The organism is Acetomicrobium sp. S15 = DSM 107314, assembly GCF_016125955.1.
GTDB lineage: Bacteria > Synergistota > Synergistia > Synergistales > Thermosynergistaceae > Thermosynergistes > Thermosynergistes pyruvativorans.
The window spans coordinates 1-328 of record NZ_JADEVE010000281.1; the positions used below are offsets into that span (position 1 = coordinate 1).

Here is a 328-nt window from a genome sequence, read left to right on the forward strand (position 1 = left end):
CCACGAAGAGAGAGGCGGAGACAACGCCGCAGCGCGGAACCGCCTCCATCGATAGCTTGCTGAGGCCATAAGTCGTCCCCGCGGCAGCGCAGGTAACGCCGCCAATTAAAACGGGAAGGCCTCCGATTCGCGATGCCACGATGGCCGGCTGGCTTGCCCCATTTTGCCTATAAGACCCGCCGTCTGACTCTACCAACCCCACTATGTCGGGGTTTAGCTTCGTTTTATGCGATCTTTATCGGCGGTAGGAACGTGGAGGTGCCCTCCTTAGAGGGACGTTCTGTGGCGGAAGCCTTAGATGAGATTCAGAGGCTTGGCCTTCTTTCTC

The 328-nt window shown here is 58.2% G+C and carries 1 protein-coding gene; it reads left to right on the plus strand.

All coding sequences use genetic code 11. The features are described 5' to 3' along the window. Nucleotides 1-132: 132 nt before the first annotated feature. Nucleotides 133-328, plus strand: a 196-nt coding sequence (locus EZM41_RS13785; protein ID WP_446697828.1) for a hypothetical protein, incomplete at its 3' end; no start/stop codon positions are given.